This window comes from Flavobacterium sp. H122, from assembly GCF_004959765.1.
GTDB lineage: Bacteria > Bacteroidota > Bacteroidia > Flavobacteriales > Flavobacteriaceae > Flavobacterium.
In genome coordinates this window covers 48,014-66,669 of record NZ_SJZD01000001.1, presented here as the reverse complement: position 1 = coordinate 66,669, position 18,656 = coordinate 48,014, and the positions used below count along the sequence as shown (strand labels likewise).

Here is an 18,656-nt window from a genome sequence, read left to right as displayed (position 1 = left end):
TAACATGAAACTGTTGTTAGCAACAGTATTTTTATTCAAATGATTTGGCTGCTTCAATAATCAAATCGGTAACTTCATCTGGAAATGAAGCCAATGAAGCGTGACTTGCATCAAGATTAATGATTTTTTTTGGATTCATTCTTTCTGCCATCTCTTTTTGCGTTTCGGGGTGTATCATTTTGTCTTGTGCTGAAATTTGATACCAAGCTGGTTTACTTTTCCATGCGGGTTCATTGATCTTATCTCCAAAACATTGTCCATTAATGGCTTTCTGGGAAAGTGACATAACTAAAGCATCTTCATCGTTTACATCAGGACAAAATTCTCTTTGAAACTCATCATATTTTATCCACAAAAATCCTTTGTTATCTGGAGCAATACTTGCCCCTCCTGAAGTTTGGCGTTTTGCAAGTAAAGCACCCAAGCTTTCACCTTTGTCTGGTGCAAAAGCGGCAATATAAACCAATCCTTTTACTTTGTCATTATTTCCAGCTTCAGAAATAACAGCACCACCATAAGAATGTCCAACTAAAAGTACATTATCTTCTTGTGCATTTATCAAATCTATGGTTTTTTGTACATCATCTTCCAACGAAGTAAGTGGATTTTGTACTGCTCTTATTTTGTATCCGGCTTTTGTTAGTTTTGGGATTACATTTTTCCAATGTGAGCCATCACCCCAAGCACCATGAACTAAAATTATTGTTGTATTTTTCATGAAGAATAAATTATAAATTACTGATTAACATAAAGTTATGTAAAATATATGGATTCTTAAAGAATATTATTTATTGCTATTTTTTTGATAAGCTTAATGATCAATTATCTTTTTTATAAAATATTAATGAGTTTATGACCAAGAACCAGGGCCGCTTCCGGAGCCCGAAGGTACTCCAACTGCGGGTCCAATAAAAATGCCAAGAAAATTTGCGTCTTTATCATAAAAAGCAACTCCTGAATAAGCTATTGTAAATAAGAGCTGCATACTCACGGTATCTGCATAAAGTCTATCAATATCGTTTGTATTTACTTGACCTGCCATACCTCCAGTGCCTATACTATTTGACCCACTTGCATGACCATTAAATGTTTTACCGTTTGTTATGGTAATCTGAAGCTGTAAATAAAAGAATGAGTCAATAAAACTACATATTGCCGGATACGCTGTTGTGGCAGAAAGAATTTCTTTTTTAATTGTATCAATAACTACATTATCTAATTTACCGCTCAATGTATTTTGAAAATCATGGGCAATTATTTCTCTACTGACTTGTGGAACTGTTTCCAATCCATTGATATTTGACATATTGTTAGATTTACTTGTTTAACCTACTCTATTAATAGCTTTTCGGTTGCCGCTAATACTATTATAAAAGTAAGAATAGAATAAATTAACGATATGAGTATAAATACTTGATTTTGGTATTTCAAAAATATATACATCTGAATAATAATAGATTATACTTTAGAACTTAGTTGTTTTCCTTAAACATATGTTCTCGATGTTTTAGCCCCCATTCAGTAATTTTATTAATTAAGTGTTCCATTTTTCTTCCATATGGTGTGATTTCGTATTCTACAGTTATAGGTTTCGTGTTCATTACTGTTCTTGTAATGAGTTTGTTCATTTCTAATTCTTCCAAATCTTTAGATAGTTTTTTAGCACCAATACCATTTGTTGTTCTCAGTAACTCCATGAATCGCATTTTGCCATGTATAAGTAACGTCGCAATTATTTGGATCTTCCATTTTCCAGATAATACTTCCATAGTATCTGAAATGGCTCTTATTTCTTGATTACATTCTTGTGTTAGAATAATTTCTTTTTTCATTTTAACAGGTTAAGCTAGTTAGTTTCTTAGAAGAAACTAGTTTCCTACAGGAAACTCATATCAAAAATATGCTTTTTGTATATAACTTTGTTAAATCATAAGAAAAATATTACAGAACAATGAAAACGAGATTTTTTTTCTTGATTGTAGCAGGGTTTTGTGCTATGATTCTTGGGTGTTCGAAAATTAAAAATGACACTTCAAAAGCTATGGAAAATACAACTAATACAGAAAAAACAGATTATGATAACGGTTTTGCGTGTGACTTGAATACTGGAAAGTGTTCAATATCTTCCAATTCCAATGATGAGATTGAATCTTCCTTATCAGGTATTAAAAACGGGAAATTAATTTATGTGGGAGACCCAATATGTTCCACATGTTTGGCATTTTCATCAGAAATTAAGGCGTTGAAAAAAGAGTTTGATGGAGTATTAGACTTTCAATTAGTATTAGGCGGGCTTAGACCTTATGGAAAAGAGCCAATTTCTAACATGAGAGATTATTTATTACCGCATTTTGCTAACCTAGCTAAAACGACTGGGCTCCCTATCAATAATAAAGTCTTGTATGATGATTCCTTTATCCTTGATACAGAACCGCCTTCAAGAGCAGTAGTCGTAATGAGACAGCTTGCTCCTCAAATAGAAAATGAATTTTATGAAAGAGTGCAAAAGGCCTTTTATATAAATAATAGCAATACAAATTATGTTGAAGCTTATTTAGATTTTGTAGAGGAATTTGGAATTAAAAAGGAAATATTTAAAGAAAAATTTGAATCTAATGAAATAAAAGAGTTAGTGAAATCAGATTTTGAATTTGCTCGTAATATTGGGGTTACAGCGTTTCCTACAGTGTTGCTAGAGTCAAATGGTCAATTTACAATTATTTCCCGAGGGTTTTCAAAAAGTGAGCTCATGATAGATAAAGTTAGGAGTCAGCTATATGCGAAACAAGAGTAAACTACTATAGAAAAGATTATAATCAAATAAAAACATACAGCTAATGACTAAGCCAAAATTAGATTTTCCTATTAAATGTTTTAATATAGATCATTATACTTTGATTGTCCCTAATGCGAAAGTTGTTTCTGACTTTCATCAAAATGTGCTTGGGTACAAGCTAATAAACACAATTTTAGTTAATGCCGGTTCAGCTTCAGAAGGTAAGCATGATATGCTGAACTATGTTCTTGGGTGGCCAAATAATGAAAAAGGTGTAATGGTGGTAACTGAAGGCTTAACTAAGGAGTCTATTTTTCATAAGTTTTATGAGAAGTTTGGACAAGGTATACACCATGTAGCTTTTGAAGTGGATGATATTGAAGATATTTTTGAACTATTTGTTTCTAAAGGAATTGAAATTACGTCAGATAAGATATTAAGAGATCCATTATCAGGATTGAGACAATTTTTTATTTCAAATAAATATATAGGTGTTTTCATTGAGTTGATAGAAAGGAAAAGTGAGACGGAGGATAAAACTTCTGAGAAGCAAGGTTTCTTTACACATGATAATATGTCAGGATTAGCAAATACTATGAAGTCCTATTTAGATGATCCTAACTTGAAACACGATGATGATATTAAGTCTTTAGATAAAACAAATTATTTTGAAGTTTTAGAATCTATTGAAGTTGATAGAATTGATAATATTCAAATTAACGTTGCTGAAGTGCAAAGTGCAAAAAATTTCCTAAACAGCGTTTTAGGGTTTAGTATAGAAGGTGAAAAAATAATTAACCCTAATGAAAAGGATAAGTTTTTGAGCTTAAGTGAAATTCAGGAATATCAAAACGGAGTTATTCCAGTAGAATTAACATTGAAAACAGTCAATTTTGAGAAAAGCAAAAATATACTTGAATCCTTGAATTTAGATTTTGAATTTGAAGGGGATGCCATTAGGTTAGAGAAAGAATATGCTGGTTATCCATTAACCTTGTTGCATGACTAATATTTTTAGCGTAATGCTTTTAGTAGAAAAAGAAAGATTAATGGAATTTTTAAAAAATCCTATTAATCTTTCTTATTGGACTGTACATACCAATTTGGTTGTAATTGAAGATGTATGCTATGAAATTACCAATCACACTGGAGAAAAAACGGAAATAAATATTACTTACACAAATCATTATTTAGATGATTTCCTAGATTTTACGTGGATTTTAGAAAAAAAAATTAAAAAACAATTTCGGTTTTCAATAAGAAATGGGGATAATGGAAAAATCACTATAGAAGTATTTATTCCTTCCCCAATTTTAAGTCAAAAGATAATAGACCTTCAAAATTTATTAAGTGTTGAATTTAAAATATTGGAACAGCTTCTAAAGGATGGAAAATACGAACTTACGGAATCTGATAAAAAAATAATGAAAGAATACCATAATAAATATGTTAATGACGGAGCAAGTGTTACCTAAATTTGAAGGAAAATTTAGTAACGAAGAAGATGCCTTAGCCAAAGTGAAAACAGATTTTGGACAAATAATTACTGTAAATTCTGTTGGGTGTTTGAACCCTAAATCAACAGAAGATGTACAAAAGCTAATAAATTATTGTAATACTAACGAAATTCCAGTGAACACACGAGGAATGTCTCATTCAGCAAGTGGTCAGTGTTTAGCAGATCAAGGTATCGTTATTAATATCAAGACTATGAATAAGATTCTTTCAATAGATTTTGATGGAAAAACGGGTTCTGTTGTTGTAGAAGGTGGTATTACTTGGGAAAATCTTGTAAGAGAAACGCTAAAGGTAAATGCAACGCCACCTACCCTTACCGATTGGCAAAAATTGACTGTAGGAGGCACCATTTCAACTGGAGGTTTAGGTTTTATGAGTCATAATTCTGGAATCCAAGCAGATAATGTTCTTGAATTGGAAGTTGTAACTGGCGATGGTCAAATTAGAATATGTTCGCGTACTGAGAATATTGATCTTTTTAATCTTGTAAGGTCTGGATTAGGACAGTTTGGAGTAATTACAAAGGTTAAAATGAAATTAAATCGTGCTCCAAAAATAATGCACGTTACAAAATTACTTATTGATAATGCTAAGGAGTTTCATGATTTAAGTACTCAACTACTAAAAGAACCTGATTTTGAATGCATACATGCTTTTTTAATTCCCAATACAAGGGTTGAATTTGGAAAGAAAATGGGGCAAACCGTTGTTACAGAAAATTCCGATTACTTTGCTGAAAAGTGCAAAAACGAAGAGGAGTTTACCTTTTTTGTAGAATTGGTACAGTATGAATATGAAGGTCAACCTTTTTTAAAAAAGGAACTTCCTTTGAATGGTTTAAAACATAATTATCAAGAAGATTTTTTTAGCTATGTAACCAAAGAGCCACCTTTAATAATTACTGAAAAAGAGAAAGGGAAAACAGCTCATCCTGAGTTAGCTACTTTTATCCCCTTTTCACAGTTTTCTGGTTTTATGAATGAATTTCAATTGATGCATAAAGACGAAGACATGAGCGATGGACCTGTGCTTTTTATCCCAATGAAATCGTCAAGCATACAAACTCCTTTATTTGTAAAGCCTGAGGAGGATTTTTATTTTATTGGAATATTAAGAAATGCGTACCCTAATACAAGAGAGCGCGTAGAATATTTAAGTGAATTGAATAACAAATTGTATGAAATTGCCTTAAAATATGGGGGCAACAGATATCCTTGTGACAGTATTAATAAACCTGGAAACCCAGAAGAATGGGCGGTACATTTTGGGGATCAATGGCAAGATATGACAGCTGGTAAACTAAAGTTTGACCCTAAAAATACCTTTCGCTCTATGTTAAATATATTCCATAACTAGAATAGTTCAATAAATAGTATGATTTTTTTAGATAAAAATGAGTTCCCGTCTGATTTCCCCAAAAGTATCAAGGAAGAAGTAATTAATGAGCTACTAAATTCTGATTGGAACAGGTATCCAGTTGCAGAGTCACAGGAGCTTATGGCATTAATTGCTCAAATGAATGGTGTTCCTATTGATTCATTGATTCTTGGAAATGGATCTTCTGGCTTAATTATGAGATTCTTAGGAGAGCTTTCAAAGCACTATACTAGAATTGTTACACCAACTCCAAGTTTTGAACTATTTGATATTTGTCCAAAATTATTCAATCTAAATCATATTAATTGGGATTTTACTAATGAATTAGATTACGATTATGCTAGGTTTCCTAGAGGTGAGAATTCAATTTATGTGTTTTGTACACCAAACAATCCAACAGGAACTTTAATTGATCCACTATTTGTAGAAACTGAAATAGCTAACGATCCATCGAGTGTTTTTTTAATCGATGAGGCATATGGAGAATTTGCGAATGATTCATACGCACATTTGACTCAAAAATATGACAATGTCATTGTTTTGAAAACATTCTCGAAAGCTTTAGGAGCCGCAGCCATTAGATTAGGGTATGCTATGTGTTCAAATACTATCAAGAGCCAATTGATAAAAAATGATCTTCCCTTTAAGTTCTCGCCGTTTACTATTATTTCGGCTAAAGTGTTACTAAATAATTTTGAGAAAGTTATTCAGCCTAGAATTGATAGAATTATTGAAGCCCGTGAAAAAATGTTTCATACTTTAAATGAAATGCTTTTAGAGGGGGATGTTAAGGTTTCTAAATCTCATGGAAATTTTATTCCAATTCGGTTTTACAATGAAAGTTTAAAGAATGAATTTATACAGCGATGTACTGATTCAGAAATAATGATTGGTAAAGTTAGAAATTATCCTGATTTTTTTCGAATAACAATCGGATCAGAACAAGAAAACAATAAAATCATCCGAATTATAGAAGGTTTAGCCTTAAAGCCTATTTGTATAGATAATGAAGTATAATAATTGATTACTCCGTATTCTATAAATATACAAGTACATGTCATTTGTGTATTTGTATTTTTTTGTTTGTATCTACCACATTAATTACATTATTTCTTTTAATGCTATCCTTTAGAGATTTTATGTTTTTATAAGTCACGTGTTTTGTTGACTTAACTTGGTTGAATTCTAGAAAAGTTATCTTGACTTTTATACGTTCTTTTGATTTGGATGCTTTTGTAGGCAGCTGTACTTTTGTTTCAAAGAATAATTCAGTGGGTAATAGCTTTGTTTCCTCAATTGGAGTTCGTCTCCATTTTTTATTCCCTAGCTTTTTCAAGTACGGTGGAATTTTTCCATATTCATGTCCTCTAAACCTACCTTTGTTATAACGATTTTGCATCATTTCAATTTTTGGAGCAAAGATGAATTCTAACTACGTAATTATTTTGCGTAGTTAATTTTATTACATCTGTCATGTGTAAAATCAATTATAAGCATCTAAATAGGTTTTGAGCATTTCAAACAAAACGGCATTTCCATTTTGAGAATAATTCCCTAGTTTTTTATTAAACTTTGAAATATCAAATAAAAAAGCTTTCAGATTATCGGCTGTGAGTTGTTCAAATTGTCTGCCGTAACCTAGTTTTTGTATATAACTTGCATTGACAAATTGCTCGAACTGGTCTTGCAACGGAAAAGAATAAATTGGCTTTTTTAAATACACCGCTTCCGAAATAAACGAAAAACCTCCATTTGCAATTACGGCTCTAGCAGTGGCTAAATCAGCTACAAATCCTTCCTCGCTAAAGGTTTTGAAAACGATGTTTTTATTGACCAAATCTTTATTGAATCCGTAGACGTAAAAGGTATATTCTGGGATTTGGTGTAAGACTTCGGTTACTTTAGCAATAGTACTCGAACTTTGATACATCAAAATATGATTACCTTCTTTAGGAACTGCGTTAATGATTGCTTGTCTAACAATGGGCGGAACTAACGTGGTATTCTCTTTTACTACTTGTGCCTCAAAGAAACTACTAATAAAATAATGTTGGGCATTAGGGACTTTTACTTTAACGATCGATTTAGAGATGGTATAATTATTCTTTTCTGAGCTTGGAATAGGAATATCCAATTTACATCTATTAATCACCTGCATATTATCGATGCTTAGTAACGGTAAATCGTGCTTTTTAGCAAACAATGTCGTAAACGTTTCAAAATCGCTTATAACTACATCAGGCTTAAAATTCTTTTTTAACTCTAAATACTCAGCAAAATTTTGAAAAAGCAGTTTAGAGGCATTTTTTATATTCAATAACACCGTACCCGTTTTAGAAACTTTAGACTCTTTGAACGAAAAATGCATTCCTTCAATTTCGTGTACTCGTTTGGGGAAATTTTTATTTAAAAATAGGTAGGCTCTTGAACTTGAAACCACTTGAACATTATGACCTTCTTGTAGTAAAAAATCGATGATTACTTTGCTTCTCGTGGCGTGCCCCATCCCCTCGCCTGGTACTCCGTATAAAATGTTCATTGGTGTTTAGTTGATTACTACAAATATAAAGTAATAAGCTTAATACAAGATTATATCTAACATGTGATGTGGTTATTTTTAACTACTGTTGTACAACTATTTTTTGGATTGAAAATCGGTTACTTTTACAATAGGTTGAATCTTTGAATAGATGCTTATCTCTTTTTACGTGTTACGATTTCCCAATTCTCGATTTGATTTTCATTATTGATTTTATCAATATTGACTAAAAAGCGTAATTGATTTTTTCGTCCTTCATTTTTATCAATCAATATTCTGAAATTATAGCCTTTGTGATTTTTAATATATTCATTGGTCATTGGATTCTCATTGAAATAATTTTTAACGGCTGAAATATCTTTTGAAAACAATGTGTTCAATGATAAAAAATCAAGCAACTGCAATGCGGTTGTTTTTTTAAAATCCTCATTATCCATTTGCTGTTCCTGCACATTGTAACTTGTTTCAAAAGTCAGCAGCAAATTATCACAGCCTGTCAAATCTGCTGTAATCAGAGTATCTTTATTTTTATAGGTTTCTGAAATAATCTCGGTATAGTTATGTCCGTCAATTGTCCTTTTTCTATTTGAGATATTAGGAACAGTCTTAAAAATCGTTTTTGATTTTAATTGAGCTAATTTACAATCGGTCAAATACGATTCTTCATATATATTATTGTTTTTATAAACAAAAGACACGGTAGCTGACTGCAGGTCTTCTGTATCATAAACTCTGTAATTTTGTATAATATCCGCAACAAATCTGTTGTTCTTGCAATAGGTTGAATCAATTACATTATAAGAAAATGGAGCATATCCGTAAATCGTATGTTCTTCTTTTGAATTTGTCTTATCTCCCATAATATAAAAAATAAGACTTTGATTCGTGTTGACATTACCTCCCAACATCCCTTCTGAATTTCTTTTTACAATATAATCGGTTATGCCGTCTTTGTTGAAATCACTTTTTTGGACAATAGAAAAAGACACTGTGTAAGAATCTCCGTCATTAGGATAATGCACTGAGAAAGGAATTTTTTTGATTTGCAAATCATCATATTCCTGTCCGTCGATATCTTCTTTTATAAGCTTTTCAAGAAATCCATAGGCTTCAGGGAAGTCAAGTGTTACTTTTTTTTCTTCAGTTTTTTGAATTGTATCTTTTGGCTTGTGAACCTTTGCATAGTCAGCGGTTTCTTCTTTCCTGCATGACAATGTTGCCAGCAAGGCAAATAAGAATATTTTTTTCATTTCGTTTTTAGTTTGTATCTCTTCAAATATAAAATAAAAACGCTTACTATTCTTACAATTTTATCCATCTAAAAGAAGAATCAGTTCTAGATACCAAATTACTGTCGCATCAATCAACAGGATAAATCACACAACTTTGATTGTGTAATTTATCCTGTTTTAGAGCAACAAAACGAGCGTTGATTTTTTACTTTCCGGACAGTTTTCTTCTTAATCCTCCCTGCTTCCGTCATCTGCCATACGTACCATCTTTGGTGTAAACTTAGCAACCACATCAACCAAATCCTTTTGGGATTCCATGACTAGATTAATGTCTTTGTACGCCATAGGTGCTTCATCTAAACCGGCACCAATTAAAGTTACGCCATGATCTTTTAATATGGCCTGCATATCATTTTTCGTTATATTTTGAATGGCTTTTGTTCGGCTCATTTGACGGCCTGCCCCGTGCGAAGCTGAATTAATCGCTTGCTCCTCGCCTTTTCCTCTCACTAAGAATCCCGGCGCAGTCATACTTCCAGGAATAATTCCCATCACACCTTTTCCTGCCGGTGTGGCTCCTTTTCTATGAACAATCACTTCCTCTCCGTTCCAGATTTCTTTCCATGCGAAATTATGATGGTTTTCTACTTTAGCCAAAACGGTTGCTCCTAAAGCTTTTTTCATTTTATCGTGAATGATTTCATGACAGGCAGAGGCATAATCTCCAGCCAGATTCATGGCAATCCAGTATTCCTGACCCAATTCTGAATTTAAATCCAAATACGCTAAGTTTTGCGCTTCATAAGGCAGTTTACAAACCTGTTTTGCCATTTTGGTATAATGACCGGCAATGGTGGCTCCCAATCCTCTTGAACCGGAATGTGTCAGTAAAGCAACGTACTTCCCTTTGGGAATATTCAATTCGGCATCATCTTCCATGAATTCCATAATACCAAACTCCACAAAATGATTTCCGCCTCCCGAAGTCCCCAGTTGCGACCAGGCCTTATCCTTCAGATTTTTAATAAACGAGTGGTCGTCAAACTCTTTTCTTTCCAATACTTCATGGTCTGATTTGTACTGTCCGTGGAAACCATGTCCGGCACCAAATTTTGAATGTGCTGTCAACTCACGTTTGAATTTGGATTCGTTTTCATAATAAAATAGTTCCGGAATATCATAAACCGATAATGCCATTCTGCAACCAATATCGACACCAACACCATATGGTATGATGGCATTGTTGGTAGCTAATACACCACCGATTGGCAATCCATAACCTTGGTGAGCATCGGGCATTAAGGCACCGGCAACCGTAACCGGTAACTTCATGGCAACTTCCATTTGTTTTTTGGCTCCTTCCTCGATATGTGCGGCACCGAAAAGCGTATAATCTTTCGGATTTGGATTAAAACTGATAAAATCTTTCGGTTTATGGTTTGCCTTTTCAATTAAAGCCGAAGCCAATTTGCTGAAATTCTTATCGTCCAGATAATTTTCAGGTGATTCTAGGACATTTTTATAATGCGCCATCATTTGCTCACGGGTAAAACCAAGTCTTTTTTTGTTGATTCTCAAGGCAATTCCTAATGCCTCACTTGATTCATAACCAATGGCTAGTAAATCGTTTCTGTTGATGGGTGTGTTCATAATTCAATTTTTTTTGTGGCCTTGGTGAGATTCGAACTCACATTCCCTCCCGGGCATTACGGCTCTAAATACGCTTCCCTACTTTCCCTCACGATTTCGGTGCCTCTGTAAATTCTACCCATTAGTCCGCGCAGGTCTAACCGGAATATCCGTAAACTCTATAGTACGTAATTTTGCTATAGGCTTTTCCTTTTAAGCTACAAGGTCTTGTTTTTTTATTTTATTCCCGGCAATTTTATTTACATTACTGGGTTGTTTCATTTTGATGATACAAAGTTGAAAAGTTACTGCGCAATTATTTTGCGTGGATTTTAAAATCGACCACCATTTTCTAGTTGTAGTAATAAAATCTCATGAATTCTTTTAATTTCAGCTATTATTGGATTTATTTCATATTCCACATTGAAAATCTTAAAAATGAATTTATCAAAAATAAATGCTCTAAAAAATATTGTAGTTTTATATGAAAAGAACATTGGCCCCACGTATTTTGGCATGACTTTTCCAGCAACAAATTCTTTTAAAAAATCATCTAATTTCTCATCAAAATGTTCGATAAGATTCCTCATTTCTCGATTTTTCAAAACACTTGAATTGCTAACACTATAAACTTCGCGTAACTTTTTCGCTCTAATTTTATGATATCCAGTATTCTTTGAAGGCCAAAAAAAACGGGAAATTCCTGCTGCATTAAGAATGATATTTTGAAACATATCCAAAATGACATCATCAAATTGACAATCATGATTTCCGTTCTTCCAAAAATCGTTTAATGCTTCAACATCATCCAAAATTGAACGTGTTTTGTTTAATAAAGATTCTATATAAAAAACTTCATTAAAAGGATGGATTTCAAATTCTGAATTTTTCATATCTATTAATTTTTTTAAAACGATTTTTAAAATTACTACACGATTAATTTACATAGTATATTTTATTTTAAAAAGAGGTAACAGGTCTGCATAGTCTGGAGTTCATTTGGAATACGAAGTAACTATACAGTACGACACTCTTTATATATAAGAGCAATGATTTATAAATGTTTCTATAGGACTCGAACCTATGTAAAATCAACCAACGAAGTAACACTTATAACCGGCATCTTATTTTTTAAAAAGAAGCAAAAATCGTAGCATGAAACGGGGCTAGTCAAAGCCGGAGTCGAACCGGATAGCCTTGCTGGTTTTACAACTTCGCTATTCCTCCCCTAAATGGTGACGAAGTAACACGCCACTACGGCATTCTTTTTTTCAATTGCAATTCTATTGATTTATAGCTCTATAGAATGCTCCTTTACGTGTTGTTTTATAATATCTCATGATTTCTTTTATTAATCAGGGTAACAATCAAAAATAGACTTTCCGTAGTCTTACCATTAGACGATTAATCAGGAATCGAACCTGAATTGACGAATCTTAATCGAAGTAACTCTTTTTTACAACACCTGACAATATAACAAGGCAAAAACGATAAATGAAATTTACGTGCTCTAACCTCTGAGCTACTCTCCCATTTTCTATATGCTTAGTGGAAGAGACGGGATTCGAACCCGCGACCCCGTCGTTAAAATCGAAGTAACACTTATCTACGGCACTTGTTTATATTTTTCAATTAACTTTATGATACAAAAGTTTATACCTATTACGCAATTATTTTACGCAGTATCTAAAAATTACCGCAGCCTTTGCAACTGCGGCTTTTTTACAATCCAATACTATTGATATATTGCAAAGCAGAGGTTTTATTTTCCAAAGCATGCAATATGTCAAACACTTTGTCTGACCAACCAGCAATCAAGTGTACGTCATTTTGTTTTATATCCAATGGTGTGTTACCATGACCCGCCAAATCGAACAAATACAATTTTGCATTTGGTGCTATGGCTTTATAACGATTCCATGAATTTTCAAAAGAATGAGCAGTACTATTACTGTTCCACATTTGAACATCGGTAAATAACATAACTTTATCAACGATTTCTTTTCGCTTGATCAAATCCTCGATTACCAAATAACCGTTTGTAGAATAACCTACCTCACCTTCACGTCGGTAAAACTCCTGAACATTTGCCAAAACATTACGTTTTGACATGTTGATCACTTTCCATTTATCACCAAACATACCGCTTATCACATTTTTACAACGCGACTGCATCAGCATACCCAACATCAAACCAATATCATACAATAGTATTTTACTCTTTTTAGAAATTGGTTGCTGCATAGAACCCGAAACGTCACAAGCAATTACTACTGATGTATTACCATCAAAACCTTTAATATTTTGCGCACTGTACATTACCGCATCTTCCAAAGCATCCAAAATCGTTGCTGTATAACGGGATTTCAAGGCCTTGATCTCACGATAGGCAGCCAGAAACCGGAATGGCAATTGTTTTGAATTCGCTACTGCATTGGCATTACTCAAATGCTGACAAACTTTTTCTATGTGCTGGAATGAAACTTCGGCCTCGATAATGTTGCGTAGGTTACGCATCATCGCCATATAACCCACTCGGTTGCTATCAATCAATTCTTCCCACTTTTTTTTGAAGGCTTGTTTCTTTTCTGCATCGTTTTTAAACGAACGCTGACCTACTTGTGACAACTCCGTTTCCCAAGTGTAAGGAACAGCCAGATTATTATCAGCAATTTTATTGAAAATTACTTGCTGTGCTTCATCTTTTGCTTTTGGATGTACCAAAAACAAAGCATCACGCAATTTCACCTCACCTTGTCGGTTATATTTTGCAAACTGATATTCATCAAATCGGTTGAATGATTCAGATAATCCTTTTTGAATTTGTTTCGACAAACGGTTTAGTTTTTTAGTTTCAGTACGATTATTTGCAACTTGATAATAAGCCAAAAGCTCTGTAATTTCATCAGCACGTTGAATAACTTTCTGAACCGTTTTGTTCACTAAACCATTGCCTGAATTGATTTTTGCCAACTCCACTGTCAATACCATTGGAACAGAACGCATATACATTTCATTACGAACGTATACAGCCAACTTAGCGGTAAACTCAGGATCACATTTCTGAATCAGGTTTTGGATTCTTTTTAAACGGTCACTGCCTTTTTCGTAAGTAACATCATTTAATCCCGAAGTCACCACAGCTGAATACAATTCCATTTCCGGTGTCAAGCTGTATGCTTTTGCACCTTCGTAGTTGGTCACTACATTTTTTTCTCTTTTAAAATAATTAAATTTCATCTCGGTTACTTTTAAATTAAACATTTGTTCCTTTCGAGATGGCAAAGATGCATAGTCGTGTACGCAATTATTTTGCGTAGTAAAAAAAGAATGCTATTTTTGAGAAAACTTTTATAATGGAATTGCAACAATTATTCAATAGACTCCTTGAAAACATTGGCTTTAGTAATAATGAAATTTTTAGTAGATGGAATGAACTTCAAAAAGCCTATTCGCATAAATCAAGGCATTATCACAACCTGAATCATTTAAAAGAGATGATTGCCTGCTTTGAAAAGTATCGCGATGAGCTTCAGTTTCCTGATGAAGTTCTGTATGCAATTTTTTATCACGATTATATATATAAATCCAGCCGAAAGGACAACGAACAAAAAAGCGCCGAATTTGCTATACAAATTCTTCCGGAAAATACTGCATTAAATAAAGACAGAATCTATCAATTGATCATGGCTACCAAGAATCATCAGCCAAGCCAAAATGAAGACGAAAAATGGCTGATTGATTTCGATTTAAAGATTCTTGCAAAGGAATGGGATGATTATACAGCCTATTTTAAGCAAATACGAAAAGAATACAAGATTTATCCTGATTTTCTATACAATCCCGGGCGTAAAAAAGCATTACTGCATTTTCTGGAAAACGAATTCATTTACCAAACCAAAGTTTTTCGGGATTTATATGAACAACAAGCAAGACAAAACATTAAACAAGAAATAGAGCTTCTTTAAAAAAAATCATAACTCATAATTCAAAACCGTGGCTCAAAACAAAAACGCACTCATCCGCTATAAAACCATTGATAAATGTCTGCAAAACAAGTACCGCCAATGGACACTGGAAGACTTAATGCAGGCTTGTTCTGAAGCTTTGTATGAATATGAAGGGAAAGATTCTTCGGTAAGCAAAAGAACGATTCAGCTGGATATCCAACTGATGCGCAGTGACAAGTTAGGCTACAACGCGCCTATTGAAGTCTATGACAAAAAATACTACCATTATGCTGAAGAAGATTTCTCTATTACTGATATTCCACTGACAGAAACCGATATTAATGTATTAACAGAAACGGTTTCCATGTTGAAGCAATTCAAAGATTTTTCACTGTTTAATGATGTTTCGGATATACTGCAGCGATTGGAAGATAAAATTTACGCTGAAAAATCACATACACAGCCTGTAATTCATTTGGATAAAAACGATAATCTGAAAGGGCTACATCTTTTGGATGAAATCTATCAGGCTATAATTAAAAAAGTAGTTTTGGTAATTACATATAAGTCATTCAAATCCAGAGACGAAACAAAATTTAATTTTCATCCTTTTATTCTGAAAGAATTTAACAACCGCTGGTTTGTTGTTGGAAAAAAGAAAGAAAGCCAGCCTATTACCAATTTAGCATTGGACAGAATTGTAAAAATTGATTATGATTTTTCCATGCCTTTCTTAACTGAAAAGTTTGATGCAGAAGCTTATTATAACAATGTTGTAGGTGTAACGGTTAATGCAGGATTAAAACCACGTGTCATTCAATTATGGATAGATGCTTACAATGCTCCTTATGTCATTACCAAACCCATTCATCATACACAAAGACTATTACAGCAAAATGAAGACGGGAGTATCGTCATCAATTTATTTTTAATAGAAAATTATGAATTAGAACGCATTTTATTAGGTTTTGGTGACGGTTTAGAAGTTTTAAAACCTGAACGATTGCGTCAGAGAATGAGAACTGTTATAAACAATGCGTCATTAGTATATAATGACCCTTCCTGAATACTGTTTTTTTCTCTAACAACACTTTACTTTTCTAAACTCACTTTACAGAGTTATTTAGATAGCGGCAACCACTATAATAAGGTTCCCGCTAATACATCGTTATATATTAATCAAATAGATTTTTGATTTAGTATCACTTTTTCATCTTTATCAAAAGAATTAACAAAAATTATGGTAAATCCGTAATTTACTCTTTAGCACTATCCCTAACTTAGATAAAAGCTAAAAGATTAATATTCAAGCTTTATAAGTTTAAAATTTATTAACCTTTTGTTGGTTTTTGCTTTATAAAAATTCAAAATCAGTGCTATAGCTTTATGTAAATTTCAAAACCTGAAGTCCAAAACATTCGATTTGAATTTAATAATCATGCTTAAAATATAGTAAAACGAACATAAAAACAGATTTTAATAATTACTAATCAATTAAACTGACTAAACATGAAAACATTTGAGAACAATGAAACCCTCCAGGAAATTAAAGAGGTACAAAGTACAACTTTTCAATTTCGGACACCGGCCGGGGTTCAAGATTTTGGAGACAACCCAATCAAACAAGATGAAATGAATAAATTTTGGAGTAATAACCTTGATGGATTTACCCAGCAAGGTATGTTGAACAATCCATGGAATTCGACCAACACGCCAAAAACCACCAATTATTATAATCCAATTGAAAATAACCCAACCAGTGAAACAGCCAGTATTAAATGGATGGCATTTCCCGGCAGACTAGGTTTTAATTTTCCCAATGCAACTCAAGCACAACTGAATGAAATGGCCGATACAGGTGATATTAGCGGTCAGATTACCAATTCACCTTGCAGTACTGACGGGCAGCAAGTAGCTTACTTTCCTTACGGTCCACGTGGATGGCAGGACGAGTACTGTGAATGGTCGGTAACCCGTAATGCCCAGAACAAAATTATCAGAATTGATTTTACTTGTGAAAATCCGGAATACTGGAATACTCTATGGAAAATAGATCCTAATAAAGTTTTGGAATTATATCAAACCGTTTTAGGTAAACCACAAATAACACTTGAAGACCTTAGTTTACCAGGAGTTGTAAATCCAATTACAAACCAGCCTGTATATAATCCTTTAAATAAATGGAACTCAGGAACCGTATCTAGCGATACTCAGGGTGGAGCCATGCATCTTACCAGCACACCTAACACTTTACAAACTGAAATAGGTTTAGCAACTACTTCAACGGTACAGCGATTTAACCCGCCAACAAACACCAGTGGCAGTACTATGTGGCCTTCATCTCAATACAATGATTTAATTTGTGTGGGAGTTTTTGGCCAGCGTTTCCGCAATAGCGATCCAAATATTGGTGGAAATGTAAATAATTTTGTAACAGGCGGAAACATGGTGACTTTGGCTGATCCTCCCGGACTATATATTCAGATGCCGGATTTCTCAAATTATGAAACACCCGATGGTACAAATGCATCAGCTTTTTGGACTATAAAAAGAGGTTGTGAGACATTAAATGATCAAAATGGCGGTTCATTACCCGGCAACTTCATACTACATGCTGTCTTTGAAGTTCCGGAAGATAAAGGCTATACGGTAAGTGATATAAAGATTTCCGAACAATATATTGATTGGGCTTCTCAAATTGCCGCTACTTTTAAAATGCAAATCGTAGCTTCTGCATATACCGGCACCACACCTCAAGGTTATGGACCAGTAGGAACTCCAACACCAGAAAATACTTTTGCACAACCACTTCAAATATTCTATCAGGATTATTTCGATCAGATGTACAATACCCTTGTGCCAAATCCGGTAAACAACCCAATTTCATTATTAAGCAACAGTACTTATGTACCTCTATCAGTAAACGTTGGGACATCAGCCACTCAAATGGTTGTTGTTGCAGGAACATGTACTGCAAAAGAAAATGATCCTTCTACATATCCCAGCATAACATTTAATGATCCTAATATTAGTGCCGTTGTAACTTCAGTAAAAGAAAACATCTTTTATGCAGTACCAGGAAATAGCCAGCCAAGCACTAATACAGCTTTATACATTACAGTTACTGTAAATTCAAACGCAGCCATTGGTCAAAAAAGCGTATATGTTACTAATCCGGGACAAAGCGGCAACGCAGCAATGCCAGCACTGTTTTTAGTAACTCCGGTAACCGTGCAGGCAGATATTGCCTGGCAAAATACAGGGGTTGTCATATCTGCAAACAATACCGCAAAAATAAGCTATGTTTCGGGTTTATGGACCGCAAATCCTCAAGACAACAACGGTCAGTTATACGACGCAAATGGCAACCCAAATTTCATAGCAGCCAAACCGGGTTATACAATGCCTGGACAAAATGAAGGGGCTTTAATTGGCAAAGTAGGCAACACTGTTTTTTTAGTGGGAATGGGTACAACTTTGCCTTCAAATCTTTCAGGAGAAATACAATTGTGCATTAATGATGATTTAAATGGTGAATATGGAGCCGGATTGACTGATAACCTGGGATCAATAGTTGTATCAATTGATGTTCAATAGCTATTTCTTATAAATAATAACCTTTATCAAAAGCCTAA

Annotated in this window: 17 protein-coding genes; 8 read left to right on the top strand and 9 right to left on the bottom strand. The window is 33.6% G+C overall.

All coding sequences use genetic code 11. From position 1 onward, the window contains the following. Positions 1-31 precede the first annotated feature (31 nt). The 3 genes from EZM65_RS00365 to EZM65_RS00355 all read right to left on the bottom strand — a co-directional run bounded on the left by EZM65_RS00365 (position 32) and on the right by EZM65_RS00355 (position 1,832). The gene (locus EZM65_RS00365) at positions 32-718 is read right to left on the bottom strand and encodes an alpha/beta hydrolase (RefSeq protein ID WP_136666536.1); all 687 of its coding nucleotides are present in this window, start codon (positions 716-718) and stop codon (positions 32-34) included. A gap of 132 nt (positions 719-850) precedes the next feature. After that, positions 851-1,306, bottom strand: a complete 456-nt coding sequence (locus tag EZM65_RS00360) for a VapA/VapB family virulence-associated protein (RefSeq protein WP_136666535.1) — start codon at positions 1,304-1,306, stop codon at positions 851-853. Between the two features lie 166 nt (positions 1,307-1,472). Further along, entirely contained in the window at positions 1,473-1,832 is a 360-nt protein-coding gene (locus EZM65_RS00355; RefSeq protein ID WP_136666534.1) for a helix-turn-helix domain-containing protein, read from the bottom strand. Between the two features lie 119 nt (positions 1,833-1,951). On the opposite strand from EZM65_RS00355, the gene EZM65_RS00350 reads away from it, so the two are divergent. The 5 genes from EZM65_RS00350 to EZM65_RS00330 are packed head-to-tail and all read left to right on the top strand — an operon-like array spanning position 1,952 to position 6,688. After that, on the top strand, positions 1,952-2,794 hold the full coding sequence (locus EZM65_RS00350; RefSeq protein ID WP_136666533.1) for a DsbA family protein: 843 nt from the start codon (positions 1,952-1,954) through the stop codon (positions 2,792-2,794). A gap of 43 nt (positions 2,795-2,837) precedes the next feature. Continuing rightward, a complete protein-coding gene (locus tag EZM65_RS00345; RefSeq protein WP_136666532.1) occupies positions 2,838-3,785 on the top strand; it encodes a VOC family protein in 948 nt (315 codons plus the stop codon). A gap of 13 nt (positions 3,786-3,798) precedes the next feature. Continuing rightward, positions 3,799-4,251 (top strand): hypothetical protein, encoded by a 453-nt coding sequence (locus EZM65_RS00340; RefSeq protein ID WP_136666531.1) that lies wholly within the window; start codon positions 3,799-3,801, stop codon positions 4,249-4,251. Then, positions 4,223-5,650 carry an FAD-binding protein gene (locus tag EZM65_RS00335; protein WP_136666530.1) on the top strand — a complete coding sequence of 476 codons (1,428 nt, stop codon included), beginning with the start codon at positions 4,223-4,225 and terminating at the stop codon, positions 5,648-5,650. The genes EZM65_RS00340 and EZM65_RS00335 overlap by 29 nt, the downstream gene beginning before the upstream one ends. Before the next feature lie 18 nt (positions 5,651-5,668). Next, positions 5,669-6,688 (top strand): histidinol-phosphate transaminase, encoded by a 1,020-nt coding sequence (locus tag EZM65_RS00330; protein WP_136666529.1) that lies wholly within the window; start codon positions 5,669-5,671, stop codon positions 6,686-6,688. 40 nt (positions 6,689-6,728) lie between these two features. On the opposite strand, the gene EZM65_RS00325 is transcribed toward EZM65_RS00330, so the two are convergent. The 6 genes from EZM65_RS00325 to EZM65_RS00300 all read right to left on the bottom strand — a co-directional run bounded on the left by EZM65_RS00325 (position 6,729) and on the right by EZM65_RS00300 (position 14,311). Beyond that, positions 6,729-7,073 (bottom strand): hypothetical protein, encoded by a 345-nt coding sequence (locus tag EZM65_RS00325; protein WP_169051606.1) that lies wholly within the window; start codon positions 7,071-7,073, stop codon positions 6,729-6,731. Between the two features lie 81 nt (positions 7,074-7,154). Then, positions 7,155-8,210, bottom strand: a complete 1,056-nt coding sequence (locus EZM65_RS00320) for an MJ1255/VC2487 family glycosyltransferase (RefSeq protein ID WP_136666527.1) — start codon at positions 8,208-8,210, stop codon at positions 7,155-7,157. A gap of 155 nt (positions 8,211-8,365) precedes the next feature. Beyond that, positions 8,366-9,460, bottom strand: a complete 1,095-nt coding sequence (locus EZM65_RS00315) for a hypothetical protein (protein ID WP_136666526.1) — start codon at positions 9,458-9,460, stop codon at positions 8,366-8,368. 210 nt (positions 9,461-9,670) lie between these two features. Further along, positions 9,671-11,092: an RtcB family protein gene (locus EZM65_RS00310; RefSeq protein ID WP_136666525.1), complete on the bottom strand. Its 1,422-nt coding sequence runs from the start codon at positions 11,090-11,092 to the stop codon at positions 9,671-9,673. 311 nt (positions 11,093-11,403) lie between these two features. Next, a complete protein-coding gene (locus EZM65_RS00305) occupies positions 11,404-11,964 on the bottom strand; it encodes a hypothetical protein (protein ID WP_136666524.1) in 561 nt (186 codons plus the stop codon). Between the two features lie 829 nt (positions 11,965-12,793). Continuing rightward, positions 12,794-14,311: a TROVE domain-containing protein gene (locus EZM65_RS00300; protein WP_136666523.1), complete on the bottom strand. Its 1,518-nt coding sequence runs from the start codon at positions 14,309-14,311 to the stop codon at positions 12,794-12,796. Between the two features lie 116 nt (positions 14,312-14,427). Between EZM65_RS00300 and EZM65_RS00295 the strand changes: the two genes are divergently transcribed. The 3 genes from EZM65_RS00295 (at position 14,428) to EZM65_RS00285 (ending at position 18,618) form a co-directional block, all read left to right on the top strand. Further along, the gene (locus EZM65_RS00295) at positions 14,428-15,039 is read left to right on the top strand and encodes a hypothetical protein (RefSeq protein WP_136666522.1); all 612 of its coding nucleotides are present in this window, start codon (positions 14,428-14,430) and stop codon (positions 15,037-15,039) included. Positions 15,040-15,067: 28 nt separating this feature from the next. Next, positions 15,068-16,087 (top strand): YafY family protein, encoded by a 1,020-nt coding sequence (locus EZM65_RS00290; protein ID WP_136666521.1) that lies wholly within the window; start codon positions 15,068-15,070, stop codon positions 16,085-16,087. A 443-nt stretch (positions 16,088-16,530) separates the two neighbouring features. Continuing rightward, entirely contained in the window at positions 16,531-18,618 is a 2,088-nt protein-coding gene (locus tag EZM65_RS00285; RefSeq protein WP_211196183.1) for a hypothetical protein, read from the top strand. Positions 18,619-18,656: the final 38 nt, after the last annotated feature.